We start from the raw sequence: 26727 nt of genomic DNA on the forward strand, positions 1-26727 counted from the left end.
CCACCGCCCGCTCCTCCCGCCGCACGACAGCAAAGGCACCACCACCGCCATGGCCAAGGACGCCCAGAAGAAGCAGCCCGCGACGCCGGCGTCGCCGGACTCCATGAACCGCCGGCAGCAATTGGTCGAGACCTACCGGATGACCCGGCGCAACGACCCGAAGGTCGGCTTGCTGACCTTCGGCGCCGGCCTCGTCGCCGGCCTCCTCGGGTTCCTGCTCTTCTACGTGCTGCCCGGCGACGGGGTGATCGGCTGGATCCTCGCGGTCGTCGGCTCGCTGCTCCTCGGCTCCCTCGCGGCGATGGTGGTCTTCGGCCGCCGCGCGCAGAAGGCGGCGTACGCCCAGATGGAGGGCCAGCCCGGCGCAGCAGCGGCCGCCCTGCGCATGCTGCGCCGCGGCTGGAAGTCCGACCCGGTGATCGCCTTCAACAAGAACCAGGACGTCGTCCACCGCGTGGTCGGCCCGCCCGGCATCGTGCTCGTCGGCGAGGGCACCAGCCCCAGCCGGGTGCGCCAGCTGCTGGTCACCGAGCGCCGCAAGCACGAGCGGGTCGCCGCCGAGGTGCCGATCCACGAGGTCGTGTGCGGCAACGGCGAGGGCCAGGTCCCGCTGTCGAAGCTGGTGCGGCACGTCCAGAAGCTCGGCCGCAAGGTCAAGCCGGCCGAGCTCACCGACGTGCTGAGCCGGCTGCGGGCGCTCGACGCGACGCGGTCGAACGTCCCGCTGCCCAAGGGCCCCGTCCCGACCTCCATGAAGGGCATGCGCGGGAACCTGCGCGGCCGCTGAGCTCGCGGGCCCGGGCCGCGCAGGTCGCCCGTCACGGACCTCAGGCGGGGTTCGGGACCATCCCGTCCAGCTGCCCGAGGTTGGGCATCTTGGTGACGTCCTTGGCGGGCGGCGCCTCCACGGTGGCGTCGGTCCCCCAGTCGTCGAGGGTCATCTCGGTCTGGATCGACTGCCCCTCGACGTCCACGTCCATCACCATCTGCCCGAACCGGCCCTCCTCGTCGAGCCAGACGTCGTAGGTGACGGTCTCGGGCAGGTCCTTCGTCGCGGACGGCGGCAGGTCGGCACCGAAGGACTCGACGGACGTCGCGAGGTCGACGGTCAGCTCGAAGTGGTCGAGCTGGCGCCCGTCGACGTCTTCCTCGCCGACGTACGTCACCTGCTCGATCCCCTCCTGCATCCCCTCGAGCGCGGCGAGCGGGTCGCCCTGGTTCAGCGCGTCACCGAGCCCCATCTTCGCCAGCGGGCTGTCGGGGTCCGAGGGGTCCATCTTCAGGAACTTGCCGCGGGTGAGGTTGCCGAGGGAGATGTAGAGGACGCCGTCGACCGAGCGCATCTCCATCTCCCCGCCCATCATCGGGCTGTTCATCGTCATCTGGATCGACGGCGGCGACGTCGAGTAGTCGACCACGCCCTCGCCGGAGATCTCGGTGTCCCCGAAGGAGGAGGTGTTCGTCATCCGGGCGGTGGTGGACTCCTCGATGCCGGCGGACACCAGGTCGACGAAGTCGTCCACCGGCACCTCCTGGCCCTCTTCGAGGTCGTCGGCCGCCGGCTCGTCGGGCTCGGCGGTCTGGGACTCGGCGGTCGACTCACCGGCGGTGGGCTCGCTCGACTCGTCGTCCCCGCCGCAGGCGACGAGGGAGGCGGAGAGCAGGGGTGCCACCGCCACGGCGGCGAGCAGACGGCGGGTGCGGAGCGGAGCGGTCACGTCACGGCCTTTCGGACAGCGGTTGGTATCTTCAGCATGACCCGCGCTGCCCCGCGCGCAAACCCCGCTCAGGTCTCGATTCGGCCGCGAAGCGCCCGATAGGTCTGCAGGGTCACCGTCGACGTGCCGGCCACGAGGTCGTGCAGGCCCCGGCCGTCGGGGCGGTAGACCAGGGGCGGGATCACCAGGGCGATCATGACCTGGCGCAGCAGCGCCCGGAGCGGGTCCAGCGGGCGTGGTGCACCGTCGGTGCGTACGACGCGCAGCCGCGTGGCGATCTTGCCGAACGAGCCGCCGACCAGCCAGGTCAGCAGGGCCGACTCCACGACGTACACGCCGAGGACGAGGGCCGAGGCCCTGCTGCCCGTCTCGGCGTACTCCCCCAGGCCGATGAAGGCGATGACCACGAGCGTGGAGGCGAACCAGTCGACGAGCAGCGCACCGGCCCGGCGCGCCCACGAGGCGGTCTCGACGACGGGGACGCTCACGGGGACGAGGGTAGGGGGCGTCATCGGCGGTTCACTCCCCGGCCACCTGTTACATGCCGGAAACAAAGCCGATACGGTCGAGAAATCGCACCCGGAGAGGGTGACCCTGTCGTTCGGTGCAGTGTGGCCCCGGCGGCCGCCACCGAGAACCACACCGGCTCGCGACGAGGTCGCAGCCACAGGAGGACGAATGTTCCAGAACAGCGACGAGCTGCTCGCGTACATCAAGGACGAGCGCGTCGAGATGATCGACGTCCGCTTCTGCGACCTGCCGGGCATCATGCAGCACTTCACGGTGCCGGCCGGCGCCTTCGACCAGTCGGTCTTCGAGGACGGGCTGAGCTTCGACGGCTCCTCGATCCGCGGCTTCCAGGCGATCCACGAGTCGGACATGTCGCTGTTCCCCGACGTCACGACCGCCTACATCGACCCGTTCCGCACCGCGAAGACGCTGGTCGTCAACTTCTTCATCCACGACCCGCTCACGGGCGAGGCGTACTCCCGCGACCCGCGCAACATCGCGCGGAAGGCGATGGCCTACCTGGCCACCACCGGCATCGGCGACACGGCGTACTTCGCCCCGGAGGCGGAGTTCTACGTCTTCGACAACGTGCGGTTCGCGACCAAGGAGAACGCCGGCTACTACGAGATCGAGTCGTCGGCCGGCGCCTGGAACACCGGCGACGACCTCGCCAACGACAACCGCGGCTACAAGGTCAAGTACAAGGGCGGCTACTTCCCCGTCGCGCCGACCGACCACTTCGGTGAGCTGCGCGACGAGATGGTGATCGAGATGGAGCGCGCCGGCCTCCAGGTCGAACGGGCCCACCACGAGGTCGGCACCGCCGGCCAGGCCGAGATCAACTACCGCTTCAGCGAGCTGCTGCAGGCCGCCGACGACGTCATGAAGTTCAAGTACATCGTCAAGAACGTCGCCTGGCGCAACGGCAAGACCGCGACGTTCATGCCGAAGCCGATCTTCGGCGACAACGGCTCGGGCATGCACTGCCACCAGTCGATCTGGAACAACGGCGAGCCGCTGTTCTACGACGAGACCGGGTACGCCGGCCTCTCGGACATGGCGCGCTACTACATCGGCGGCATCCTCAAGCACGCCCCGTCGCTGCTGGCCTTCACCAACCCGACGGTGAACTCCTACCACCGCCTGGTCCCGGGCTTCGAGGCCCCGATCTCGCTGGTCTACTCCCAGCGCAACCGCTCGGCGTGCGTCCGCATCCCGATCACCGGCTCGAACCCGAAGGCCAAGCGCATCGAGTTCCGCTGCCCCGACCCGTCGGCGAACCCCTACCTCGCCTTCTCGGCGCTGCTCCTCGCCGGCCTCGACGGCATCAAGAACAAGATCGAGCCCGCCGCGCCGGTCGACAAGGACATCTACGAGCTCCCGCCGGACGAGATGGCCGACATCGCCCAGGTGCCCACGCGCCTGGACTCGGTCCTCGACTCCCTCGAGGCCGACCACGAGTTCCTCACCCAGGGCAACGTCTTCACGCCCGACCTGATCGAGACGTGGATCGACTACAAGCGCACCAACGAGATCGCGCCGGTGCAGGCCCGCCCGCACCCGCACGAGTTCGAGCTGTACTACGACATTTAGTCCCGCGTGGGTGATGCCCACCGGCCGAGTGCCTGAAAACGGCCCCTGACCTGCGAAGACACCTCTCAACGTCTTCCATCGTCAGGGGTCGTTTCTCGTCCTCGCGTGGCCCCAGTGTGTCCCACGAGGGCGCGCAGGTAGTTGTGCCCCAGGATCCTGTCAAGATCGAACTCAGCCTTGGTCCTCAGCCTCGCCGCCATTGCGCTCGACCTGCCGGCCCTTCACCAGAAACCGGCGCTGATTCGGCTGTCGTTCAAGATCGCCCACGTGTAAGAGGAGCCTTGGCGCGCCCTCAGTCCCGCCGGGCCATCGACGGGCATCTGCTCGGCCGCCTTCCGGAAGTTGGTCTTGGACAGAGAGCGGTTGATCTGGTTGCCGTCACGCGTGATGACGAGGTAGTTCCCAGGGACCTCGTAGGTGAAGGGCAGCCCCTGCACCGTGTAGAACTCCTCGCCCGCAAAGCGACGAATGCGATTCCACAGTTCCTCGAAGGCAGCCATTCATCGAGGCTATCGGGATGGCCACTACGGAGGTGATCGATCATCCGCTCAGGGTCCGCCATGACGACCGATGACATCCGCCAACATCGAATACTTCGACAACCGCGTGTCGAGGGCGCTGACCCCCTGGGTGCCCTTGATGTGGCCACGGACGAACGTGTCCTTCGGGCCCATCACGTCACGCAGCCGCCGAGGCGCACGAGCTCGTGCTGCGGCAGACGGCCGGCGGTTCTTTAGCTGTCGTACGTGTGACTGCACAGCGGTCACCGTCGGCGGTTTTACCTGCCCGCCAGCCACCTGCTGCGCCTGACGGTCGTACACCGGGGTTGGGGTGTACCGGTAACCAGAAACCTTCGAGCTCTGTCCGACCCGGCGCAGCGCGGCGGTACCGCTGGGTGCGCTTCTGAGTGACACCGAGACATCCACGAACCATCCCAGGGCATGCGTTAGGGCAGCCCGCACGCCCGGTTCATCGAGGCCATAGCCGACGAGGTCGATGGTGTCGAAGGCGACCAGGACACCCCTGCCGTTGGCTCCGACCCATGCGTACATGTAGAAGTCATCCTGTGTGAGGAGGACTTGGGCTCGGCCGGGTCCGCCGTCGAACCACATTGGCCGGTCGGTCCACTTTGTGAGGCGCTGCGAATACGCCGTGACAGCGGCGAGCGTATCCCGCAGCGTCCGGTGGTCCTCCGGATAGGGCATTGGATTGACGCCAGGCTCAACGAAGTCGAGTTGCCGCTGTTCGACCGCCTGGAGGAGGGCATGGACTGAGTGGCCGTTTGTCTCGTCCAGAATCGGGAGTACCCATGGTGCCGCACGCAGTCGCCAGCCCGAGGTTCCAAGAGACACCCGCCCGTGGCCGAGGTCCAGGCCGCCGCTGGCTACTCCCGTTATGGCATACGCGGCGCCGAGAACGCGCCCCACGTTCCGACGCAGGCGGGTCCCTCGTCCCGCCAGGGTGTGGAACTGTGCGTCGGTCAGCGTGCGGACGAAGTTTCCCTTCGGATGCTGAGCGGCTAGGAGGGCGGCCGCTACGAGCCCGACCGAAGGATCACTGGAGCGAACTGCCGAGGTCACAAAAGGCCTGACTCTGCCAAGGCGCCACGCGCGAACAGCCTCCGCATGAGTTAGGCCGGGAGCAGGCGCAACGGCCTCGCTGGCAATCGGCTCGACGAGCCGCGACAAGTACCCCGCGTGCGCCACGCTGATCCTGACGCCGGCGATGTATCCGATCGGATGATTCGCGGCCTTCGGCGGGGTTAGCGAGGCGGCTACCGCAACGGCAGCCTTGGCCCGTTCCGAATCGAAGCCGAACTGGTCACGGAGTTGCTTCACGGCAGCGGGACGACTTGGTGCATTCGCTACGGCGCCAAGTGCGAGGAGCGCGGACGGACTGAGTTCGCCAATAAGGTCGGCCTCAGCAAGGATACGAGCGACCGAGGGAGGCCACGCAGACGCAGCAACATCCCAGGTTCGGCCGTCCAGCGTTATCGGTCCTGCCATGAGCGGATTCTACGGACCGGGATGCGGGCATCCTGGTTCCGAACAAGCGTGAGTCGTGGGTCACCGTGCTTCGGTTCTTCGCGAGGCGACTTACACCGTTTCAGGCGTCAAATCAGGGGACTGTCCACCAAGTCCGTGCTGGTCGCGCAACGTCTTCAAGCAGATCACCTGTACCTGGTGTTCGCTATTGCCGGCATATCGAAGCAGGTGCGTCACTCCAAAGAATTTGCGCTCATTGTAGTTTTCGGCCGTCACATCGATGATCTCAAAGTCGTCGGTTGCCGTGTCGATTGACTCGCAGACCAACAGGTCGACCAGGCCGAAGTACTTCTTACTCGGTTCCCCGACCCCTCTCTTGAAGTCCGTGATCAATGAATCGGAATGAACCTTGAACTCGAGCCATTGCCCCGCAAAGTTTCTGGGGTTTCCTCCCGGGAAGGCCAACCCAAGCGGCCTGTCTGTTTCGTCGAAACCCGCTATCGAAGATTCGGGAGAGTAGTCAAAGTAGCCATCGAGGATCCCCCGGGCCAACAGCCCAAATACAGTGAACCCAGGCAATTCGTCATTGGCGACCAACCGCAGGAACTCCGCGACCACCTCTACTTCCGACGTTGGCTGGCGACGAAGCGCCCCCTCCCCCGAGACTAGTAGAACTCCGCGTTCCCTGAGGTTCGCCGCATCGACATTGAGCGCGCTTCTTGCGTCCGCGATACTCATCGCTGCATGCGTGGACTGTGCCTGGCTTTTCTCTAGTCGATCACGCTTTCCGATGGCAAAGGAGATTAGTTCTTTGCAGAGTTCGAGCGTAAGTTCATGAGCTCCCGAGCCAAGGTTTTTTCGTCCGTAGTCAGGCTTGTAATCGCCCTTCAGATTGAGGACCACGAACGTTCGACTCTTGTGTTCTGCGCCGGATCGGTGGAGAAATGTCTTTCGCCGGCCAGTAGGGAAGTCCCGCACTGCAACAAGAAACCCCCCGTTGATCTGAATCAACTTCTCGGACAGCGAGGCATCTGAATCTTCGATCAGTTCGAGGTGGGCCTGGGTCACGTCTTCGTACCACGAGTTGTTCTGGGCATACGATACGTACCCCGTGACTTCATATCTGTCAACGACCTGCATCAGATCTGCCCTCCCGGCCAACCTGGTCAGGTGAGCTATGATCCATTGCTTATCGAAGACACAGTAAAGGAGTTCGTTTCCCTGGCTGTTTCCGGTAAGTACGTCCGCCTTACGAGGACCGTTTCTTCGAGCCAATTCGTCGGGCCCCAAGAACCCCGTCGTGAGATCCTCCGTATTTCCGTGAATCTCGGCAGTGACCTTCAACTTTCGTTGCCATTCCGGCAAGGTGGACTTGTCATTGCCAGGCACCATGAAGCCAACTCCGGTGCGAGTGCGAAGGATGTATTCGAGACGCTTGGCAGCCACCTTGCCGTCGTTCGTGAAGATCTCTTCCAGCCGATTGTCAGAGTACTTGACTGTGGCCCGAGTTCCTCTTTCTGTGAGGTCAGATTCCTGCGCGAGATCAAAGTTGGGATCCGGAAACTCCAACTCCTTCTCTTGGTAGGGGCGCCCATCTTCGAGAAGCTTCGAGGTCGATTGGAACCAATCATGTCCGTCGCTGATGACATAGGTCCAAGCATCGTCATCAGCAACTCGCGTGCTAATAGAGAACTCAGCGTGTCCAAACTGGAGGAATGCCAGTGCCGCCCCTTTCTCGCCGCGCGAATTCGTCTGCCCCAGGCGCCTCTTAAGTGAGTAGTTCGGACGCACGGCGGCCCTGTGATTTTGCCAAGAGATCCCTGTCCCGTTGTCTACCACCGTGAGTGTTCGATCGTCGACGTTCACTTTGACCGTGATATGTGGGGAGATCGAGTTGTCAGTCTCGTAACGCGCGGCCAAGGCGTCGAGCGCATTTTGAACCATCTCGGCGAAGGCGTCGAGTTCATCGTCATAACTGCTGACGATGTTCTCAATCGTATTTACGATCTCGTATAAGCGGTCTTCAGGATCAGCCGTGTGCTGCGTGAGGAGTTCGAGCAAGTTTTGGGTGTCTGCACCGTCGGGCATGCAGGGAATGTACCGGATCCCACCGTTGCTACAGGGCCAACGGTCACTGCATGGCCATCAGGCAGTTCACCGGCCCGACAATCGGCTTGTTCTCACGCGATCTTCCGTGTCCGTTTGACGCGGGAGGCAAGACGATAGAAGGCGAGCCACCCAACCGGCGGGGCTTTGCCGAACCGCACGCGTCTGCGGGCTGCCTACCTGCTCAGGCCCCACGCGATCGAGGCGATGGCGTCATGGCTGTGGATGCTCTCGAAGTTTCGGACGCTTACCGCGTGGGCGATACCGCGCTCGCGGCAGGCCTGGGAGAGGTCACGAGCCATGTCCTCGACGAAAGCTGGGTGGTCGTGCGCCTCCATCGTGACGACGCGCTCATCGGGGCGCTTGATCAGCGGGAACACGGGGCTCGAGCCGATCGAGCGGATCATCGCGAAGGCAGTCGCTACATCGACCGGATACACATCCTCGTCGCGACCCATCGTCGTGAGTCGTACCCGGCTGCGCTGGTTGTGGGCGCCGTAGTCGCTGATGGCCTTGCTGCAGGGGCACAGGCTCGTCACGTCCGTGCCGACGGTGACTGCGAGTTCGGTCTGGTCAGCGCTGTGCGTTGCCGCGAACTCGACGTCGCAGACCTGCCACGCCTCCTTTGCCGAAGCTGGAGCTCGGACCAAGAACGCCATCGGCAGCGCCACCCCGACCTGGACCCTGTCGACGTCGAGTCGGTCCGCGGCCACCTTGAGGGCCTGCGGAAGCCTCTCTGGCTCCAGATCCTGCAGTTCGTCGTGGATGACCTCGACCATTCGGCTCATGTGCGTGCCCCGGCGGTCCCCCGGAAGAGTCACGGTGACGTCGAACGTTGCGATGCCAGAGTGCTCTGTGAAGCCGTCGTTGAAGCGGATTGGGTACTGCACGCCGGCGATCCCGACTCGGTCTAGTTCGATCCCGCGCTCGTCGACCTGGTCTTGAATGTCCGGCAGTGCCATGTGACTACTCCCCGCGGTAGATGCAGCCGGAGGTGCAGGTCTCGCGCACGCGCACCTCGGTGAGGTTCGGCAGGTCAGTGATCAGTCGATCCCAGATCCACTTGGCGAGCACCTCGCTCGTCGGGTTCTCGAGTCCAGGAACCTCGTTGAGGTAGTGGTGATCGAGCTGATCCTCGAGCGGCTTGAACGCTGCCTTGATGTCGCCGAAGTCCTGGACCCAGCCGGTGTCTTCTCCGATAGGGCCAGAGACATGGACTGCAGCGAGATACGAGTGGCCGTGCAGGCGAGCGCACTTGTGCCCTTCCGGGACGTTCGGCAGCCGGTGCGCGGCCTCGAAGGTGAACTCGCGGTAGATCTCAGAGCTGTAGGTCACGGAATTCCTAGGTGCTTGTGCGTTTGCAGGCTGAGCTGCCAAAGGGGGTGGTCCAGGCAGAACTTCACGGCCAGTTCGGTGTTGGCCACGACGTCAGGGCCGTCCATCGGCTGAACGCGGAAGCTCTCGAAGTCGAGGTGCTCGAAGGCTGTCGGGTCGACACCGCCTTGAGGGACCACGAACTTAAGCTCCTGACCCTTCTCGACGATGAGTTCGGAGCCGATCTTCGGGCTGACACACAGCCAGTCGATCCCGGGCGGCGGAGCGATTGTCCCGTTCGTCTCAACGGCAACATAGAACCCACGGGTGTGGAAGGCCTCGATCGCATCGACGTCCAACTGCAGGAGAGGTTCCCCACCGGTGCAAACGACCATCGGTCGCCCGCCGCCGGTAATCGGCCACTTCGACGCCACAGCCTCGGCAAGCGCCTCCGCGTCGGTGAACTTTCCGCCGCCCTCTCCATCTGTGCCGACGAAGTCGGTGTCACAGAACTTGCAGATCGCGCGATCGCGGTCAGCCTCCCGACCGGTCCACAGGTTGCAGGAGCTGAAGCGGCAGAACACTGCCGGGCGTCCAGCGTGCGTGCCTTCGCCCTGGAGCGTGTAGAAGATCTCCTTGACCTTGTAGGTCACGCCGGCGCGTCCTGGTACTCGAGGGGGTCGCTAAGGCCCGCTTCTGCGAAGCCCTTGAGACGAAGCAGGCAAGAGTCGCAGTGGCCGCAGGGACGACCCTGGTCGTCGGGGTCGTAGCACGAGGACGTCAGCGAGTAGTCCACCCCGAGGCGCGTTCCTACCTCGACAGTCTGCGCCTTCGTGAGGTCAATCAGCGGGGTGTGAATCTTGAGTTCGTTCCCCTCCACGCCGGCGCGGGTGGCGAGGTTCGCCATGCGCTCGTAGGCCTGAATGAACTCGGGCCGGCAGTCGGGGTATCCGGAGTAGTCCAGGGCGTTGACGCCGATGAAGATGTCAGTGGCACCCACGACCTCGGCGTAGGCCAGGGCGAATGAGAGGAACACCGTGTTGCGCGCCGGGACGTAGGTGATTGGGATCTCGTCGTCACCGATCTCGTCGGCCGAGTCGTGCTTCGGCACTTCGACGTCGGCGGTCAGCGCTGATCCACCAAACACGCGCAGGTCGATGTCGCACACGACGTGCCGCTCAACCCCTGCCGCCTCAGCAACACGCTGCGCGGCCGCGAGCTCGATCTCGTGGCGCTGGCCGTAACGGAAGCTCAGCGCGTACGGTTCGAAACCTTGGTCCTTCGCGATCGCGAGGACGGTTGTCGAGTCCAGGCCCCCGCTCAGCAGGACGATGGCCTTCCGCGTCATGTCCAACACCTTCTTCAATCGGTCCGATCAGGCCGGTCGCCCTCACACAGTCGAAACTACACGATAGAGTAGCTGGAACGAACGCGTAGTTTCGGAGCTTGTGAGGCCATGTCGCGACAGAAACTGACGATCATCGTCACCTGCACAGACAGGAAGTCAGCGACCCCCGCTGACGATCTGATGGTCCGTCATCTTCCCAAGGAAGAGGTGCCGATGCGTGCCCGGGTTTGGCGCCAGGCTCTCGCAAGGGCAACGGATCGACGTCCGCTCATGGAGCTCTACAGCGGCGAGACCTGGGCGCAGGTGCGCACCATGGCGCTCAGAGCCGCGACTCTCGGCTACGAACCAGACATGTTCGTAGCCTCGGCCGGGCTCGGCCTGCAGCGCGCATCCACGCTGGCCCCCGCCTACTCCGCAACTTTCAGCGCAGGGCACGCGGACTCGGTCGGTGCCTCTGCCTTGGAGGCTCAAGCGTGGTGGACCGAACTCCCCCACGCTGAGATCGCTCCCGGAGGGCGCGCGATCTGGGTCGTGTCGGAGGCCTACTCCCGCTCCATCAGCCGGCATCTGCTCGCCCTTACTGAGCCGCGTGACTTGCTGGTGTTCGGCGGATCAAGCGATGTCAGTGAGAGAGTGCGCGTTCCAGCCGATCGATCGTTGCGTCGTGCCCTCGGGGGCACCGTGACTAGCCTCAACGTCCGCTCTGCAGTCCAGTGGCTCAACTTGTCGGGCGGGGAAGATCCATTCGCAGATGCAGCGTGGCAGAGGTGGCACGCGTGGGCGCAGGAGAGGCGCCATCGCGAGGTCTTCGATCGCAAGCCCTTGTCAGACTCGGCGGTCCTTGACTTCATCAGCGAACTCCGTGTCCGTCAGCCCAGTGTCTCGAAGACGCACGCGCTCAAGGTTCTTCGCGAAGCCGGCATGGCATGTGAGCAGCGACGGTTCTCAACTCTCTTCCAGCAGGCGGTGGCGCGATGACAGATCCCAAGTGGCTGACACGGCGGGCACTGAAGGTTCTCCAAAGCGAGGACACGCCGCTCTACCTATTCACGTTGGCAGCGGAGGAGGTCGATCTGGTCGCCGACGTCGCACGCATCAGCCGCGACGAGGCAGGCAAGCTCATCGGGTACCAGCGTCCGGAGAAGCAGAAGCACGTCAAGCAGATCCAGGAGTACCTGGATTCGGAGGATCCCATCTTCCCGAACGGCCTCATCCTGGCCCTGCCGGCCGAGGTCAAGTTCAAGTCCAGTCGTGGCCCGACCACAACGGACGGCCTGGCGGTCGCCGGGACGATTGAAATTCCCCTGGCCCTCGACGGCGATGGCCCCCGCCCTGCCTGGATCGTCGATGGCCAGCAACGGAGTCTCGCCCTCTCGCGAACCAGGAACCGACGCCTCCCCGTGCCCGTCGCCGGCTTCGTCGCACCCACCCTGGAGCTTCAGCGCGAGCAGTTCTTGCGGGTCAACACCGTCCAGCCGCTGCCGACCGGGCTGGTCACCGAACTCCTCCCGGAGATCTCTCGCGTTCCATCCGCCCGGATGGCAACCCGACAACTGCCGTCGGCTCTCGTCGACATGCTCAACCACGACCCGGAATCGCCTTTCCACGGCATCATCCGCCGTGCGTCCACCCCGGCTGACGACAAAAAGGCAACCGTCGTCACCGACAACAGCCTCGTCGAAGCAATCCGCGAGTCTGTGGAGTCCCCTTCAGGAGTCCTGTTCCCGTATCGAAACATTGCGAGTGGGACTACCGACACCGAAGGCATCCGTCGTGTGCTCCTCGCGTACTGGGGCGCTGTTCATGACACCTTCCCCGAGGCGTGGGGAGCTAGCTCGACGGCGAGCCGATTGATGCATGGCGTCGGCATCCGAGCCATGGGACGACTGATGGATCGGGTGATGACGCACGTTCGCGACGACGACCCACGTGCGCGGGAACGCGCCGCAGCCGAGTTGGCGCTCATCGCACCGAGATGCCGCTGGACAGACGGCACGTGGGAAGACCTCGGGGTTGCATGGAACGACCTGCAGAACACGCCTAGGCACATCAGCGCACTGTCGAACTACCTCGTTCGGACCTACCTTGCTGAGCGGACGGGACGCAAGTGAAGTTCTACTTTCCCGACAGCCAGGACCTCGTCAGCCCCTCCTACGACTTCGTCCGGGATGAGTACCCGCCTCACCGCGTGCGTCAGCGCGACGACCGGTACGCCCATGAGGTCCTGTCCCAGGCGCCCTACCACGGGATCCTCGTCAGCAAGTCGATCGTCGACGGATCGATCAAGGGTGCCGGCAAGTACTCGAGCGCGCAGCGGGCGCGGCTCTACCGGATGGGCGTCCATCGGTTCTTCCGTCTGCCCCCGGGTGTCGAGACACTGGGCGACAACGGCGCGTTCAACTACATCGATGAGCCTGTCCCGCCCGTGACAGTCGGCGAGACCCTCGACTTCTACGAGGAGTGTCGGTTCGATGCGGGCGTGAGCACAGACCATGTCATCTTTGGTTACGAGCCCGGTGCCACGCCAAAGACGGCAGATCCGGAGTGGGTCGAGCGTCGGAAGCTCACGCTCCGGTTGGCTGAAGAGTTCATTTCTCTGACGAATGATCGGCACAGCCGCGTCGAGCCGGTAGGCGCCGCACAGGGCTGGAGCCCCGCGAGCTACGCGGACAGCGTCCGCGCTCTCCAGCGCATGGGATACAAGCGCATCGCGCTGGGCGGCATGGTGCCTCTGAAAACTGACCAGATCCTGGCCTGCCTGGCCCAGATCTCCACCGTCCTCGTGCCAGGAACCGAACTGCACCTGCTGGGGATCACCCGGATCGACGCCATGGACCAGTTCGCCGAGTTGGGCGTCACGAGTTTCGACAGCACCTCGGCCTTCCGGCAGGCCTTCATGGATGACCGGAAGAACTACCACACCAGCGACCGCGCCTACGTCGCGATTCGTGTACCTCAGGTCGACGGCAACCCGACACTGAAGCGAGCGATCCTGTCGGGCACCGTCAGCCAGAAGGACGCGCTCACCGCCGAGCGCGAGGCGCTCCGCGCCCTTCGTGCCTTCGACGGGAGCGCCGCCAGTCGTCGGGCGTGCCTTGACGCCCTCGGCGAGTACGAAGTCGTGTGCCAGAGCAAGAAGTCGTACCTCAAGGTGTACGACGAGACTCTGGAAGCAGCCCCCTGGCGTCGGTGCCCCTGCACGATCTGCCGCGAGCACGGGGTCGAGATCGCCATCTTCCGTGGGACCGAGCGCAACAAGCGGCGCGGATTTCACAACCTTTCAGTGCTACAGGAGCGCATGTCGAGACTTATCCACCGTTCCCCCGGGACGGCTTCACGAAGGCCAGCAGTCAGGACCTAGGCTTTCGCCCATGGCCGACCGTTACGACATCCGACTCCCCGCCCTCAAGATCCGTCAGGGCGAGCAGGCCATCTTCGCTTTCGGGGTCGACGGCAAGCGCATCCACGAGTTCACGACGGTGAGCCGCGTCCACCGCGACGACACCGAACTTCAGGGTTATCAGCGTCCGGAGGTCCTCAGCCACATTCGCGCCATCCGGCGGTACCTCGAGTCAGACGGAGCGATGCTGCCCAACGCCGTCGTACTCGCATTCGACGACAGGGTCACGTTCGAGCCGTCGGCGACCCGAAGCGACCTTGACTACGTCATCCCGGGCGAGCTCGTGATCCCCGTTGACGAGTCGCTCCCCGATGACCAGAAGCCCGCGTGGCTGGTCGATGGGCAGCAGCGCAGCGCGGCAATCCGTGACGCGGACCTGGCGGAGTTCGCAGTGGCTGCCGTTGGGTTCATCGCACATGGAGAAGCTGAACAGCGCTCACAGTTCATCCTCGTCAACAACACAAAGCCACTGCCCAAGGGGCTCATCCACGAACTGTTGCCCGACACCGAGGGACACCTCCCGACCGCATACGCCAAGAAGCAGCTGCCTGCGCGTGTCCTCGCAGCCCTGAACTTCGGTAGCCGAGCTGATGGCCAGCCGTTTGCGACTCGTATCGCCACGCCGACGATGGCGAATGGCTACATCAAGGACAACAGTGTCCTGAAGATGATCGAGAACAGCCTGTACGACGGCGCCCTGTATCAGTACCGCGACCCGATCGACGGCACTGGTGACGTCGACCAGATGCTCCTACACCTCAACTACTTCTGGACCGTGGTAGCGGTGACGTTCCCGGAGGCTTGGGATCTGCCTCCCACGAAGTCGCGGCTCACGCATGGCGCCGGCATCCAGGCCATCGGTTACGTCATGGATCAGTTGACCGATGGGGTGCCTGCCGCCGAACTTCCCGGGCTCAATCTGGAGAAGAAGATCGAATCTCTTCGGGTACACTGCGCCTGGACGTCAGGGACGTGGAACTTCGGCCCCGAGCAAGCACGGCGCTGGAACGGGATCCAGAACACGCCGAACGACGTGAGGCTCCTGACAAGCCACCTGCTCCGCGCACTGCGCTAACGTTCCAGAACTTCCTCGAGGGCGCGAAGAAAGCCGCTGACGCCCCGTTGGCGGGGAAGCACCTGACGGTCCTTGGGCCGCACGGCGTCGATTGCCCCCGTCGCCTGATGGGCAGCGTGCCAGGTGTCGACCACCAGTTCGTCCGCTCGCTCGGCGAGCGACCGTAGCGCTTGGGTCGCGACCGTGTCGCTGTTTCCGCGTACCTCCCTCGGCTGGCAAAGCCTCCTGAGACGGCTCTCCAGCGAAGCAGCGGCTCTGGGCAGCAGGGAATAAACACCAATGAGCTTCCCGTCGAGGGACGCCCACACATCGCGCTCCTCGCTTGGAGGCTCGACGTCGAGTGCGGGCAGGCCCAGATCCGCAGCTAGCCCCTCAACCTCAATCCGCTCGCGGAAACTCAAACGTCCAACGTGCTGCCGAGCGCTGTTGATAATCGTGGCTGCCGACGCCGTACGCTTCGCGTCATCTGGACACGGCGAGTCCGCGAGAACCTCCAACACGCTGACGCACCAGTTAATCGCGTTGGGGGAAGCGATCCGCACCCAGATTTCGCTCGTCAGGTTCAGGATGTCGCCGTACTCCGAAGCCGTTGGTCCCACGTCAAGCCAAGCGGCGAACAGGTCCAGGTACGCCAGACGCACCATCTCACTGAAGTTCTCCTGAGCCGACAACAGAACAAGCACGGCCTGACAGAAGTCGTTCGTGGACCCCGCTGCCAGGGAGTCGGCGGTCTCTCTACAGAGGACGTCGATTGATGCCCGAAGTTGGTCAGCGTTTACTCCGCCCGACGCTTCGAGCAGTGCGTCGCAGAGTTCGTCAACCTTTCCCGCCTCGAGGCTCGCAACGGGAGCCCATGAATCGGCACTGTTGCGAGCAACGGCACCACCGTCCGCCCAGCGCGTGTCGGAAGCAAGCCGTGACGCCCACTCGACCCAGCCTGGACAGGCGTCGTCCACCAACTGCTGGAGTTCTGCGAAGTCCCTGCGCCCGTGTCGGCTGAGCGCGAGATGGCCGCGGTCGACGAGTTCGCGGACCAGCACGAGCACGGTTGGCGCCGACGTGGACGCTCCAGAGTCCAGGACCGCCTGCAGAGCCAACTCAGCAAGCTCAGCCGATGACTGCTCGACGAAGTGCGCTATCACGTCATCATGGCGACCATCGCGAAATGCGAGGGCGACCGGGTCCACGGCTTCTGAAGCCGGCGGCTCATCAGGGCCGGCGACTGTTTCGCCGTCCTCGACCTCCGGTGCGGCGGCCAGGCCCTCCAGACGGTGCCGTTCCTCCGCGTCAACGGCGCTATCCAGTACTTCCTGCAGCCACTCGGTGTTCCGGTCTGCGTCCGCAGCCAGCAAACACACTGCGCGGCCCTCAGGAGTCGACGGCAGGCGGACCGACCGAAGCAACGGACCGAACGCATCCATTACGCCGCGCGTCGCGAAGGCCGCCTTCGCGCTCTGGTACTCAGGTCCGGCAAGCTCCGCCCACCAGATCATCCGAATCAGCGTCTCCGAGATGACTCGCGGCCTGCGAGCCTGAAGGAGAGCGCCAATATGCGGCATTGCCCGCATCTCGGCCCAACGACCGAAGGCAGCCAAGTACTCGATGCGAAGATATCGAAGGTTTTCAGCGCTGACGCGTCCGTCAAGCGCAACCCGATCGATGAGTAGGCGGGCCGTAGCGTCGTCTCGCCCGAGTAGTGCCAGCCGAAAGTCGCGGAGCAGGTCGGCGCTTGAGGGCTTGAACTGCAACGCGACGGACTCCCTACCAACAACGGAGGCAACCAAGTCCTCGAGCCGACTCAGGAGTCGCTCGGCTGCCGCCGGTCCTTGGCCAGTCCGACGGATGTAGGAGGCGCGTGTCAGACCGGTTGCCCGCCAACTGGCCGGCAACTCGGCCTGCAGTCGATCTTCAGGAACAGTCTCCAGCGAGGCGACGGCTGGACCGAGAAACGCGAACACTACTTCTCGGCCTCGTCGCTGGCCTTCGCTGCTGTCACTGAAGAGGTGGAAGCCCGACGCCCAAGGAACCACGATCCAGTCGTTCGATGCGGGCCGGAATGCCTTGACCTGGGCATCAACCAGACCCTCAACTCGATCAGTGAAGGCGCCGAAGCGACCAAGATCGCCCACCAGTTCGCCAATGGCCTCGTCGACTCTCACAACACTCCCCCGAACCGATCGAAGGCATCCATGCGGGCCTGTGCGACGTACGCGGAATCGGTCCGGAGGTCGATGAACTCTTCTCGCACCTGGATGCCGTTGAAGGTGATGTTCATGCTGCCGGCAAGGGCAAAGTCGTCGCCCGTGAGCGCCTTGGTGTGGAGTTGATTGGACGTGTCGACTGCGATGGCGACCCTGTCGCTGACCCTGATGTCGTCAGACAGGAGGCGAAGCCGCTCGAGAAAGCGAGTGTTGTGGGGGTCTGTCGTCGTCCCGATGACGACGTGTGCACCGGCGCCAGCTAGTGCCACGAGAATCTCGGCCAACCGAACCTTCCGCTTGCCATAACGAGCCAGCTCATCGAAGTTCCCGGCCGAGTTGTCAAGAAGTTCGACATCCGACACCCACGGCGAGACCAGCCAAAGACACTTGCTTGGGCAAGCAAGTTCGGCGCTGAACAGGCCAGCCAACAGATCCGCCGCTTCGGTCGCGCTCGCGCCTTGCGACTTGCGGATGACGCGATTCACCACGACTCCCGAAGCATGAGTCGGGCCTCGACTGCGGGGCCACGATCGTGAACGCCCAGCACCTCGGGATAGCACCACAGGGGTCCCACCTCCACGGGGACCGTATGCAGGTCGATCAATGCCGTTCGAAGGACTCGCTTTTGGGCTGCAGGCACGCGGATAAGTAGTTCGCCGTGAGCACGCAGTCGCGCATGGGCATTGACTCTGATCTCAGAGTTCCAATCCGCCACGTCAAGGGTCTCGACCGGCGAATGCCAGTGCCCCCGCAGCAGCTCAATCGAGCCCTCCAGGTGATCCGAATACGGATTGAACGCGCGACGTGAACGCGCTGCCCTCCCCCATGGCCACAAGACGTTGGCTACGGCCCGCGCGCGGCGGGATTCGTCCGGTGTCTCAAGGTGCAGGAACGAGTCGACCTCGGTACGCCGACACAGCAACGCTGCCAGAGTCCGAGGCTCAACCGCGCGCCCGCTGCGATCCTCTGCAGCGTCGCGCGCGCGCATCCACTCGCGCAGTTCCAACAGGAAGTCGGCGTCCGCCCCCGGCCCCGCAAGTCGAGTGGAGAGGGCGACTCGCGCCGGATGCTCAAGCACGAGGCCGGCATCGGTAATCGCGGCATCCAGAGTGGTTGTGGCGTGGCGAACGGCCTCGTGGCCTTCCGCCCATGCCCCTGTCAGGCCAGCGACGGCCGCACCAACGTTCGGAGCGTCGGAGTCGATGACGGACCGAAGTTGCTCGTCAAGAAGTTCAATGTCAGTCACCCGAAGCGCGTCCGCAATGGCCATCGGCAACCGTTCCGGCTCCTCGATCAATCCGAGCGTTAACGCCTCAATCTGCCCCGACCCACCGGGCGATTGCTCCGAAATGTAGAAGCCGCCGTCCTCCTCCGGGTCCAGATCAACCAGAAGGTCGTCGGCATCGACTCCCGCGCTTGATCCGACGAGCGCATCGAGCAGAACGTGAGCGGCAGCGAGGGTGAAGCGGCGCTGACTCCAGGCCATCCATTCCTCTGAACGCTCTGGCGACCTGGAGGCACGCAGATGGTCACGAAGCACTTCGGTGATCGCCAGGTCGTCGAGCCACGTTGACAAGGTGCCTGGATTCAGAGGGTCGAGAACGCCGATTGTCGTCGCCGCTTCCCGCAACTCGGCAGCAAACAGTCGACTGTCCGGCTCCCCGGACAGCCAGTCCCAACCTGCAGCCACAACCTCCGTTGCGTCGGCGAGACTGGTGCGGTCGAACTCTGTCATCCCTTCGGGAAAGCCTCCGTCCGACACGATCAACTCGCGCATCCATTCTGTTCGCTCGACAGACGTGGGCGGCCCGTCCATGCGTGGAAGTCGGACCTGGCACCGCAGCGCATCGGCGTGAATCTCGACTCCGACCGCTGTCCCTTGCGATGGATCCGACCCGGCCGCGCCGAACCGAATGCGCCGCGGAGAGGCCTGCCCGTTCATCCAGAGGACCCCGCGCCCGGATTCTGCGAAACGAACCACACGAACGCCGCCGCCCTGACTGTGCAGGTGGGCCGTCGCCTCAGCGAAGAAACTTCCCACAGCACCCGTGAGCGGCAAGTGGGTGCCGGCTCCCAGCGGAGTCGCATGGAAGACCCAGTCTGCGCGCATCGACGAGGCATCACTGATCGCAGGGTCGACCGGGTCCAGCGAAACGCGACTCGGCGCGAAGACCCGAGTGGTACGCCCGTTGACGACGACGTCATCAAGAGGAATGCCACCGAAGGTCTCTACATCGACAAGGTGCGAACCATCAGTGGCCAAGGTCGACGGCAGCGCTACCCAGTGCCGCTTGTTCGTCGCCCAGACGCCGAAGTGGCGCGACACGTTGCCCGGCAGGAACTCACGAATAGCCCTCAACGCCGGAAGGTGCTCGACGACGATCTCTCCCCTCGCCCAAGGCACTTGGAACTCCACGTCGGGCACGAGCAGGTCGTCGAACAAGTTCCCTGGCACAAAGTCACGGAGCGGCGTGCGCGTACGAACCCCGGCATCGTCGGAAGCAGGACGCTCGCTCGCCCATTGATCCCGGAGGCGGCGCCGGAGTGTCGGCACAGCGGCTGCAAGAAGCGGCCGAGGTGACTCCCAGAGAATCTTGTCCAGAGTCACGTCTGCAACGGGACCATTGCCGAGCGACAAGCTTCGTCGCAAGTGGCGGATCAGAGCGCCTCGCTCCGGACCATCCCGCAGCAGAGCGTCGAGAAGGCTAGCCAAGCGAGCTTGACGTTCCTCTGTTCTCGAGCGCCACCTTGGGTCCCTCGCCAGCATGTCCGCGGGCCCAGCGCTGTCACCCCACGTCGAGTCGCGCCGATAGTTCAGGCGCTCAGCCAACCAGTCCAGGAGGCTATAGACGGCTTGGATCCGCTGAACGTAGAGGTTCTCGAGCGGTAGGGACCGCGGAGGTACAACAGGGCTGAAGAGCGCGTCGTACGCATCCCATGCCTCCCGATCACGACCCCAGTCGCTGAGGACGACCACCGTCCACGGCCGCGTTGCGGCGTTTCGGCCTGCGCGTCCCTTTCGTTGGAGGAACTGCGCAACATCGTGGGGGGCCTTGTGCTGCAGAACGGCGCCCACACGATCGTCGTCGAAACCAACCTCGAGGCTGGCCGTTGCAACCACGATCTCCGCGTCCGCTGCAACACCACTGTCTTGAGAGCTCGTGCGGCCAACGTGCTTCTGTACGTCGCCGTCGAGCTCGTGACCGAGCAGCTCCGGTAGCCACCAATACTGGCCGTCATCGTCACGCAACGCCAAGTCTTCCCGCCGGCCAACCGGTAGCGCACTCTGCGCCGACGAGCGGAGGTGCGCGAGTGTCAACGGGCTCGTGTTCTGACTTGCCCTTCCCGGCCACGCCCATCCCTCGGCGTCGAGCAGGTCCCAGTAAAGGCGATTGGTCGTATCGAGCTTGTCCGTGAAGGCGAACAAGCGGCTACCGAATATCCCGTTGGAGTCGACCGGCGGGTTGAACGGATTGCCCACCATGGGGTCCAACGTCCGCGACAGGAGCATCGCGGTTTGAATGGTGGTCGATAAGGTTCCCGTGCTGCCATGTGGGTTGTGCCGGAGAGCCACCAAGTACTCGGCGCCAGACTCCTCCAGTTCCGAGGCCTCCGGTTCGACCACGGTGACCCGCCCTGCATCCAGATCGACGAGTCGACCGAAGAATCCCTCGGCGTCCGCGAGGGTTGCCGAAAGCCCAGCCCACAACGGGTCATAACCGAGCGCCTTGCGCAGACGTCGGAAGAGGTATGCGTTCTGAGCCCCCGTTGTCCCTTCGTACGTATGGACCTCATCCAGTAGTACGGCGCGGAGACCGTTCTGGGTGACGCCGAAAGCGCTGAGATTTCCTGGGGAAGAAAGTTGACGGTTCAGCGATTCCGTCGTGCTGAGCATCACTCGAGGCGGATTGGCGCGAACTGAGTCACGGGTAAGTCGCAGGAGGGAGCCTGGGACCTCCGTCCCGCAGTTCGCACAACGCAGCAACTCGACATCTGCGCGAATCTCGTTGTTGGGCCAGATGAGGACGCCGTTCTCGCAGTCCTCATCTGGGCATTGGAGGAACGGACATACGAACCCGTCGGACACTCTGCGCCATGAGTCCGCCTGCCCCTCGCGCACGAACCTTGCCGACGACGGAGTCGAGCCGAACCAGGTACCGAGGGTGATTGGAGTCGCAACTCCGCCCGTTCCCTGTAGACGCAGTGCGAATGCGACCAGCGCTCGCAACTGGTCCTTAAGTAGTTCATTGCGGGGGTACAGGGCGAGCGCAAGGACGCCCTGGGCCCGACTGTGATTGTCACAGATCCACGCGAGCATCGGCATGTAGAAGGCCAGGGTCTTGCCACTACCCGTACCGGCGGTGACTACGACGCCTGCGGCGTCAGTTGTCGCGAGCCCCGCAAGCACATGACGGGTCGACCGCTCTTGGAAGGCGGATAGATGAGTCGGGGCCAGGGTCTCGAGCGCCGCATTGCCTGCTTTGCCGAGCGAACCTCCGACCGCCGCCGCGAACTGCTCGGCCGCAATATCTCGTCGGGGGCGACGCCGAGGTCGCTGGATGAAGCGATAGTCGAGGACAAGCGGTCGTCCCGACAGGACCGCCTCGGTCCGAAAGGCCTGCCGCAGTGTCGCAAGAAGACGAATCGTTTCGGCGCTCCGCGATCGATACTGACCTGACGGGGTCTCGACGATGAGCGCGAGGTCGATCATCTCGTCAAGAAGTTGTTCACCCTCGCCGTGGGCGTTGAGCAGTTCGATGAGTTCGTCTCGGCGCCACTCGGCGCCCACCGCTCCCCATGCGAGGAGTGCGCCCTCACGGAGTTCGACGGTTGTGAGGGCCATCTGAAGTTGATCAGTCATGAGCACCCACCGGCGGTCCAGCGACAATCCTGAACCTTCCGAGCGCGCCGTGCGAACTCAACCAGTCGAGGACATCCGAGCTCAGGTTCTCGATCGATGCGCCTCCACGGGCGACAGCGGACAGGAAGAGCCGGACACTTTCCGGTTGAAGAGAGTCCTCCAACTGCTGGAGCGTCGTGCGAGCAGCGGTCAGTAGCGCAACGGACGCCGCCGACGGCAGCGAACCCTGAGTCCGAGCAAGGTCACCCAATGCGTTACGCAGGCTCTCCGAGAGGCCGGAAATGCCTTCGACCTCGGACAACGTCTCAGACAGGCTCAGGAGGTCGGAGACATCCCCGAGTTGCTCCGAGGCGTACGCACTCCACCGCGCCTTAACCGCTGCATCAACGTCGCTTCCGAACCGCTCGAGACCCTTCATGGCACGAGCAAGCGGACGCTCGCCCAAGGTTGCCCCGGCCTCGGCGAGGTCCTGAACAAGATCAGAGTTCGGGGATCGTCCCTCCCAACCCAGAGGTCGGACAACGGCAATAGCCTCAGCTAACCGACGAAACTCCGCCGTCAACTGCGCCAGGTCGGCCCTCGCGTCGTCCAGGAGCGCGAACTGTCGCTGGGCTTCATCCGCGTCCTTTGCAAGCGCGACGGCTTCCCCAGCAGCATCGATCCAGGCGACCCGGGCCCCATGCGACGTAGTCACTTGCCCTCCCGACCGAACGACTTGGCAAGGTCCGCAACCTCACCCAGTTGCTTCGTGACCTCAGCGCGCAAGGTCGCCACGTCGCCCGCGTGGCCACCGCCGCGCTCGGACTCGCGCTTGGTCTCGTCCATGGCTCGCCTTACGAATCGGAGTGCCTGTCCGACAATTTCGAGCTCACGTATCGTGCGCTGGTTTCTCAGCACCTCGCCAAGGTCGTCTCCGACCATACCCAGGGACTCCAGATCGGGCGCAGCCGCGAGGGCGTCCACGGCGGAGCGAAAGTCCGCCCAACTACTTGCCTCTGCTGGCCGGAAGAAGCCGGCGTCCCTGGCCACGACGCCAACCTCTACGGCAGCCCTCGCGACCTCGGAGGGCGTGTGACCCTCGAGGAGGCTGTCGACGACGGCTTTCGCCGCCCGGGCCGAAGCAGCCGTGCCTGCGGAAGCTGCACGCATCGCGGACAGCAACTTCTGGGCGCTCTGGGCAAGAACAGGATCAGCCTTCGAGGACACGATTTCGCTCAGCTCGGCCTCCGGATCCGCGAGGAACGATGCGATCGCCGAATCAAGTTCACGCGGGTCGACCAACTGCGGCTGACCGCTCTCCCCCTGTCGAACGGCTGCGAACTCCCCGACGTATTCGGCGACGCGCAAGGTCGAAAGGATCTCCGCAGCGGCCTGGTCCGCAGAATGCCACGCTTCACTTGGTCGCGGCCGCTGTCCGCCGACAGCGTTGACCACCGAGGACGACGTCACCAACGCCGCATCAGTGCCACCCGCCGCGGCCAGCGCCACCGCACGCAGGCCCACAGCTTGGCGCGCGAGCCGAACGCCTCCCGTGCTTTCGATGAAGCGGGTCTTCACGTCTCGCGCCCACTGGTCGAGTCGGCACTCGAGTTCGACCATCAGTTGTCCAGGATCGAACCCTTCGGGCCAAAGCCACTTGGCCTGCTGAGGATCGAAATGGCCGTGATCCCGGAACCAACGGGCAGCCGCCATCACACGCATGTCGGCGTCGTTGCGACCGAGTTCGATACGGACAGCGTCTGATGCGGCGGCCACACGGCCACGTGCTCCCTCGATTGCGAACGACGTGACGCCGAACAGTCGATCCAGCATCTCCTTGCCCCGGCCACGGTGGACATAGATGAGCGACTCGTCCAACCGAAGGCGATCGACCGTGAGTTCGCGCAGTGTGCTTCTGTAGAGGTTGACGTCGTCCTCGGGCAGGTCGTCTCCGACCTGCCACTGGAACAGCGGAAGCAGCGGGTTCGGGAGTTCCTCCTCCGTAGGTGGCGGAGGTGGGGGCGGAGGCGGAACGTCGACGGCCGGCCCCGAGGTTCCAAGCTTGAAAGCCTCCGCGATGCCCTTGGCCACCGGCGCCTCGTCACCCCAGATGACCAAAGCGCGGTAGGTGCGCTCCGGGTCGGCGGAGGGGTTTCCCTCGAGAAGCGCCTGCTTCGCCTTGCGAACCTGGAAGTCGAACTGCTGGCGTGTGCGTTCGTGGGGATAGTCGCCAGCGCCGATGTGCTGATCCGCCTCCATGAGATTGGTTGAAATGCACTCGTCGAGGACGTCTCGCGGCGTCGGCGCTTCCCCTAGCCGAGCGACAGCTCGACGCAGCGCTGAGGAGTTGTAGGGATACAGTCCGACGCTGCCAAGATCCTCGATCTCAACCGTTCCGAAGGCAGCATGACAGGTATCCCGCACACGACAAGGTTGTCCCTCTTCTCGGGTGTCGCAAGCGTTGGACATCCAGGTCGAGCCGACTCGATCCCGGGCAGTGGCCCGGAGTTTCTGTGTCTCGTCTCTGCCGACGCGTACCAGGTTCAGGTAGCGGCCGACAAAGCTGGCCGGGTCGCTGAGCGCCGAGCCCCCGACCCGGAACTCGTGCTCGACACGAGTTCGCACTGTCCGCTCCATGCGAGCGTAGGCGCCGTCGGTCACGGCAAAGACCACACGTAGGGGCGCCAAGTCGTCGCCGGGCTGTGTCACAAACTGGTCATAGAGTTCGCCGTCGACGAGGCCGAACTGGGCAAGATCTTCGAAGACGAGGATGAGGTCCTGCCCGGCGGACCGCAGGGCCTTGCGTGACTCGCGAAACAGCGAGTCCAGCGTTTCACCGCCAGCGGTTCGAAGGCCCATCGTCGTAGGAAGGGCGTTCCTCAACGCCTCGTCCAGCAACTCGAGGGCGTCGTCCGGCTCTCGCGAGATGATCTGCCACAAGTCGGAGAGTTCTCGTCGGCCGGTCAGAGCGGATCGGATTCCCCTCGCCTTAAGCGGAAGATCATCGCGCGTGAAAATCTGGTCGCTGTCGTCCCGCCGGGAGGTCTCGTCAAAGTAGGACCGGACCAGTTGGGCTAGACGTCCATCCGGACGGAGAAGTGCTTCCTTGAAGGCCGGAATCTCGAGAAGGTCAGCCAGTCCATCGGTCCGGCCGCCCGTCTCGTTGTCCTTCAGGCCCAGCATGCTGTTGCGGTCCTCACGAGCCTCGGCCTCGGCTTGCGTTTCCCCGTCAAAGGGAGGGCGGTCCTCGAGTCTCCAATTGAGGGCGATCTTCATCTCGCCGACGAGCCGCTCCTGAAGCTCTCCAGGGCGGACGTTTGAAATCGCGGCGTCCACCCGACTCATCAGTTCGTCACCCTGGACACCAGGCAGTCCTTCGATGATTCGCCGCAGCAGTTCACGAAGGGTCTGAACCGCCCGTGGCACGTACAGAACGCGGAATCGCGGATCGTCGTCAGGCAGATGTGAGTGCACCCAACGGACCACATGGCTCTTGCCGCTGCCCGAGCCGCCAGTGACGGCAACGAGCGTGTTGCGTTCCAGGTCCCCGACGCGGCTCATGAGCGCATCCAAGACCTGGGCCTCGCCCGCGAGCGCAGATCCGATCTCGGCCCCCTTCGGGTGCTCGAGTTCAACCGGAGTGTGGGCGGCGAGGAAGACCGCGTCGGCATCGCTCGCGAGCGCGCCGATATCGGAGAAGACAGTGCGTGCGACGCCTTCGGCGGACCAGCAACGGAATCCTTCAAACGACGCGTCAGACATCTGCACCCCTCAGAACTGTGATGCGGCCAATCTGCCTCGCGGACGACGCCAGTCCGACCGACACGACGTCAGAGGCGTCGTCAGAAGCCTCGAGCCTGAGTGCGCCCAGGCTCTCCAACTTGCGAAGACCCAACATCAGTCCGGGCGGCAACTCTGACCAAACAGGCCCGCCTGTCGGCAATGCGGCCAGGAGCGCTGGCGAACCAAGGATCGGCAAGCGGTCCCGAAGGTGACTCAGCCACTCCTTTGCGCTGCCGGACGCCGGCATCGACGCCAACTGGTCTGCGATCGCAGTCGTGGCATCAGGAATAAGCACCTTCGCGCTACCAGTATCAGTACGCCTCGCGAGTCCGAGCGCGACGGCCCACCTCTGAAACGGCCGCCACTGCTCGCTACGGTCGACGGCGCCAAGCGTGCCCGCCCTGACGAGTGGCTCAGTCGGCGCGTTCCACGTCGTTGGGATCGGCTTGAGCGGATCCTGTTGAAGGAACCACGTAAGGGCGACAACAAGGTCGGGACTCTTCCGACCCAACTCAACTTCCTCCACTCCGTGCGCAGCGATGCGCCGAAGGAGTTCCCCGCGGAACGTCGACCATGGATCACCATCGCCAGCGACCACGCCACACAGGTCGGCAATCAGTCGCCACCTCCCGGAGGCTTGGTCACGCTCGAGGATCCGCACTCCCTGTCCGACGGCCAGCGAAGCAGCCAGCACCGGGCCCGAGTCGTCAGATCCAGCCCCTTGCGGCTTCAGCATCTGGAGGGATTCCCTCAGCGACTCCTCTGTGCGTCCCTCAGGAAAGTCACTTAGGTATCGGGCGATGACGAAGAGGCCCAGTGCGCTCGCCGTCGCATGTCCGCGGAAGAAGTCCATC

The 26727-nt window shown here is 64.3% G+C and carries 21 protein-coding genes; 6 read left to right on the forward strand and 15 right to left on the reverse strand.

Features of this window, described 5'->3' with window-relative positions; all coding sequences use genetic code 11:
• Positions 1-49 precede the first annotated feature (49 nt).
• Positions 50-787, forward strand: coding sequence for a DUF4191 domain-containing protein (locus ACSMHG_RS01805; protein ID WP_435741637.1), 738 nt, complete (start codon positions 50-52; stop codon positions 785-787).
• Positions 788-827: 40 nt separating this feature from the next.
• On the opposite strand, the gene ACSMHG_RS01810 is transcribed toward ACSMHG_RS01805, so the two are convergent.
• Together ACSMHG_RS01810 and ACSMHG_RS01815 are read right to left on the reverse strand one after the other, a co-directional pair.
• Positions 828-1718 (reverse strand): SCO4651 family lipoprotein, encoded by an 891-nt coding sequence (locus ACSMHG_RS01810; protein ID WP_435741638.1) that lies wholly within the window; start codon positions 1716-1718, stop codon positions 828-830.
• Between the two features lie 68 nt (positions 1719-1786).
• Entirely contained in the window at positions 1787-2206 is a 420-nt protein-coding gene (locus ACSMHG_RS01815; RefSeq protein WP_435741640.1) for an RDD family protein, read from the reverse strand.
• A 190-nt stretch (positions 2207-2396) separates the two neighbouring features.
• Here ACSMHG_RS01815 and glnA point away from each other — a divergent pair, with 190 nt between their 5' ends.
• Positions 2397-3821, forward strand: coding sequence for a type I glutamate--ammonia ligase (gene glnA / locus ACSMHG_RS01820; protein ID WP_435741641.1), 1425 nt, complete (start codon positions 2397-2399; stop codon positions 3819-3821).
• A gap of 221 nt (positions 3822-4042) precedes the next feature.
• Here the strand turns inward: glnA and ACSMHG_RS01825 are convergent, their stop codons facing one another.
• The 7 genes from ACSMHG_RS01825 to queC form a co-directional block, all read right to left on the reverse strand.
• Positions 4043-4321 carry a hypothetical protein gene (locus ACSMHG_RS01825; protein ID WP_435741642.1) on the reverse strand — a complete coding sequence of 93 codons (279 nt, stop codon included), beginning with the start codon at positions 4319-4321 and terminating at the stop codon, positions 4043-4045.
• Between the two features lie 48 nt (positions 4322-4369).
• Entirely contained in the window at positions 4370-5827 is a 1458-nt protein-coding gene (locus ACSMHG_RS01830; RefSeq protein WP_435741643.1) for a hypothetical protein, read from the reverse strand.
• Between the two features lie 90 nt (positions 5828-5917).
• Positions 5918-7894 (reverse strand): ATP-binding protein, encoded by a 1977-nt coding sequence (locus tag ACSMHG_RS01835; RefSeq protein WP_435741644.1) that lies wholly within the window; start codon positions 7892-7894, stop codon positions 5918-5920.
• Positions 7895-8088: 194 nt separating this feature from the next.
• Complete coding sequence (locus tag ACSMHG_RS01840; RefSeq protein WP_435741645.1) at positions 8089-8874, reverse strand: GTP cyclohydrolase I FolE2; 786 nt, start codon at positions 8872-8874, stop codon at positions 8089-8091.
• Between the two features lie 4 nt (positions 8875-8878).
• Complete coding sequence (gene queD, locus ACSMHG_RS01845) at positions 8879-9247, reverse strand: 6-carboxytetrahydropterin synthase QueD (RefSeq protein WP_435741647.1); 369 nt, start codon at positions 9245-9247, stop codon at positions 8879-8881.
• Positions 9244-9879 carry a 7-carboxy-7-deazaguanine synthase gene (gene queE, locus ACSMHG_RS01850; protein WP_435741648.1) on the reverse strand — a complete coding sequence of 212 codons (636 nt, stop codon included), beginning with the start codon at positions 9877-9879 and terminating at the stop codon, positions 9244-9246. The genes queD and queE overlap by 4 nt, the downstream gene beginning before the upstream one ends.
• Positions 9876-10574 carry a 7-cyano-7-deazaguanine synthase QueC gene (queC, locus tag ACSMHG_RS01855; RefSeq protein WP_435741650.1) on the reverse strand — a complete coding sequence of 233 codons (699 nt, stop codon included), beginning with the start codon at positions 10572-10574 and terminating at the stop codon, positions 9876-9878. The genes queE and queC overlap by 4 nt, the downstream gene beginning before the upstream one ends.
• A 108-nt stretch (positions 10575-10682) precedes the next feature.
• Between queC and ACSMHG_RS01860 the strand changes: the two genes are divergently transcribed.
• The 4 genes from ACSMHG_RS01860 to dbpB (ACSMHG_RS01875) are packed head-to-tail and all read left to right on the forward strand — an operon-like array spanning position 10683 to position 15049.
• Positions 10683-11552: a hypothetical protein gene (locus tag ACSMHG_RS01860; RefSeq protein ID WP_435741651.1), complete on the forward strand. Its 870-nt coding sequence runs from the start codon at positions 10683-10685 to the stop codon at positions 11550-11552.
• Positions 11549-12685 (forward strand): DGQHR domain-containing protein DpdB, encoded by a 1137-nt coding sequence (gene dbpB, locus ACSMHG_RS01865; protein ID WP_435741652.1) that lies wholly within the window; start codon positions 11549-11551, stop codon positions 12683-12685. Before ACSMHG_RS01860 ends, dbpB (ACSMHG_RS01865) begins: the two co-directional genes overlap by 4 nt.
• Complete coding sequence (gene dpdA / locus ACSMHG_RS01870) at positions 12682-13935, forward strand: tRNA-guanine transglycosylase DpdA (protein ID WP_435741653.1); 1254 nt, start codon at positions 12682-12684, stop codon at positions 13933-13935. Before dbpB (ACSMHG_RS01865) ends, dpdA begins: the two co-directional genes overlap by 4 nt.
• A 10-nt stretch (positions 13936-13945) precedes the next feature.
• Positions 13946-15049 carry a DGQHR domain-containing protein DpdB gene (gene dbpB / locus ACSMHG_RS01875; protein ID WP_435741654.1) on the forward strand — a complete coding sequence of 368 codons (1104 nt, stop codon included), beginning with the start codon at positions 13946-13948 and terminating at the stop codon, positions 15047-15049.
• On the opposite strand, the gene dpdD is transcribed toward dbpB (ACSMHG_RS01875), so the two are convergent.
• From dpdD to ACSMHG_RS01905, 6 genes are read right to left on the reverse strand one after another with little or no spacing between them, the layout of a single operon-like run.
• Positions 15046-17208, reverse strand: a complete 2163-nt coding sequence (gene dpdD, locus ACSMHG_RS01880) for a protein DpdD (RefSeq protein ID WP_435741655.1) — start codon at positions 17206-17208, stop codon at positions 15046-15048. The two genes, dbpB (ACSMHG_RS01875) and dpdD, sit on opposite strands and share 4 nt — an antisense overlap.
• The gene (dpdK, locus tag ACSMHG_RS01885; RefSeq protein WP_435741656.1) at positions 17205-17735 is read right to left on the reverse strand and encodes a phospholipase D-like domain-containing protein DpdK; all 531 of its coding nucleotides are present in this window, start codon (positions 17733-17735) and stop codon (positions 17205-17207) included. Before dpdK ends, dpdD begins: the two co-directional genes overlap by 4 nt.
• Positions 17732-22138 carry a protein DpdJ gene (gene dpdJ / locus ACSMHG_RS01890; RefSeq protein ID WP_435741657.1) on the reverse strand — a complete coding sequence of 1469 codons (4407 nt, stop codon included), beginning with the start codon at positions 22136-22138 and terminating at the stop codon, positions 17732-17734. Before dpdJ ends, dpdK begins: the two co-directional genes overlap by 4 nt.
• Positions 22104-22805: a hypothetical protein gene (locus ACSMHG_RS01895; protein ID WP_435741658.1), complete on the reverse strand. Its 702-nt coding sequence runs from the start codon at positions 22803-22805 to the stop codon at positions 22104-22106. Before ACSMHG_RS01895 ends, dpdJ begins: the two co-directional genes overlap by 35 nt.
• A complete protein-coding gene (locus ACSMHG_RS01900; protein ID WP_435741659.1) occupies positions 22802-25852 on the reverse strand; it encodes a hypothetical protein in 3051 nt (1016 codons plus the stop codon). Before ACSMHG_RS01900 ends, ACSMHG_RS01895 begins: the two co-directional genes overlap by 4 nt.
• Entirely contained in the window at positions 25845-26726 is an 882-nt protein-coding gene (locus ACSMHG_RS01905) for a hypothetical protein (protein WP_435741660.1), read from the reverse strand. The genes ACSMHG_RS01900 and ACSMHG_RS01905 overlap by 8 nt, the downstream gene beginning before the upstream one ends.
• Position 26727: the final 1 nt, after the last annotated feature.

It is taken from the genome of Nocardioides ureilyticus, from assembly GCF_051280745.1.
Lineage (GTDB): Bacteria > Actinomycetota > Actinomycetes > Propionibacteriales > Nocardioidaceae > Nocardioides.

Coding starts and splice junctions, on each gene's coding strand:
- ACSMHG_RS01830 (WP_435741643.1), bottom strand. CDS start 5,827: ATGGCAGGACCGATAACGCTGGACGGCCGAACCTGGGATGTTGCTGCG.
- ACSMHG_RS01825 (WP_435741642.1), bottom strand. CDS start 4,321: ATGGCTGCCTTCGAGGAACTGTGGAATCGCATTCGTCGCTTTGCGGGC.
- ACSMHG_RS01805 (WP_435741637.1), top strand. CDS start 50: ATGGCCAAGGACGCCCAGAAGAAGCAGCCCGCGACGCCGGCGTCGCCG.
- dbpB (WP_435741654.1), top strand. CDS start 13,946: ATGGCCGACCGTTACGACATCCGACTCCCCGCCCTCAAGATCCGTCAG.
- ACSMHG_RS01860 (WP_435741651.1), top strand. CDS start 10,683: ATGTCGCGACAGAAACTGACGATCATCGTCACCTGCACAGACAGGAAG.
- glnA (WP_435741641.1), top strand. CDS start 2,397: ATGTTCCAGAACAGCGACGAGCTGCTCGCGTACATCAAGGACGAGCGC.
- ACSMHG_RS01905 (WP_435741660.1), bottom strand. CDS start 26,726: ATGGACTTCTTCCGCGGACATGCGACGGCGAGCGCACTGGGCCTCTTC.
- ACSMHG_RS01900 (WP_435741659.1), bottom strand. CDS start 25,852: ATGTCTGACGCGTCGTTTGAAGGATTCCGTTGCTGGTCCGCCGAAGGC.
- ACSMHG_RS01835 (WP_435741644.1), bottom strand. CDS start 7,894: ATGCCCGACGGTGCAGACACCCAAAACTTGCTCGAACTCCTCACGCAG.
- queC (WP_435741650.1), bottom strand. CDS start 10,574: ATGACGCGGAAGGCCATCGTCCTGCTGAGCGGGGGCCTGGACTCGACA.
- dbpB (WP_435741652.1), top strand. CDS start 11,549: ATGACAGATCCCAAGTGGCTGACACGGCGGGCACTGAAGGTTCTCCAA.
- ACSMHG_RS01840 (WP_435741645.1), bottom strand. CDS start 8,874: ATGGCACTGCCGGACATTCAAGACCAGGTCGACGAGCGCGGGATCGAA.